The sequence below is a fragment of the Rossellomorea arthrocnemi genome (genome assembly GCF_904424705.1).
Taxonomy (GTDB): Bacteria; Bacillota; Bacilli; order Bacillales; family Bacillaceae_B; genus Rossellomorea; species Rossellomorea arthrocnemi.
The window spans coordinates 1-521 of the sequence record NZ_CAJGBF010000056.1; the positions used below are offsets into that span (position 1 = coordinate 1).

The 521-nt window shown below is 43.4% G+C and carries 2 tRNA genes and 1 rRNA gene; all 3 read right to left on the reverse strand.

The window, feature by feature from the left end:
• Positions 1-146: 146 nt before the first annotated feature.
• A tRNA-Ala gene (locus BAA9072_RS23925) sits at positions 147-222 on the reverse strand.
• Between the two features lie 13 nt (positions 223-235).
• Positions 236-312 (reverse strand) — tRNA-Ile (locus tag BAA9072_RS23930).
• 141 nt (positions 313-453) lie between these two features.
• Positions 454-521: ribosomal RNA gene (locus tag BAA9072_RS23935) — 16S ribosomal RNA — on the reverse strand; the annotation flags it as partial.

Genomic DNA, 521 nt, shown 5'->3' on the forward strand with positions numbered 1-521 from the left:
ATCAGGTTTAAAACCTAAAATGGCGATACTCGGTAATTTCTTGACTATCAATTTATCTTTATCTAGTTTTCAAAGAACAAATCCGTGATCTCGTAAGAGATCGTATGGATGTTTATTTTACTCCGCTTGCGCTTCGTAAAAAAACTTGGTGGAGCCTAGCGGGATCGAACCGCTGACCTCCTGCGTGCAAAGCAGGCGCTCTCCCAGCTGAGCTAAGGCCCCAAGATTACGTATATGGTGGGCCTAAGTGGACTCGAACCACCGACCTCACGCTTATCAGGCGTGCGCTCTAACCAGCTGAGCTATAGGCCCATATTCCATAAAAATGAATGATAAGCAATGCTTACCATTGTTTGTTAGATGGATGATTATTTTGCTTCCGCAAAAAATCTTATTAAACCATCAAAACTGAACAAAACTTCGACTGTCAAACGTTTAGTAAATCTTCCTTAGAAAGGAGGTGATCCAGCCGCACCTTCCGATACGGCTACCTTGTTACGACTTCACCCCAATCATCTGTC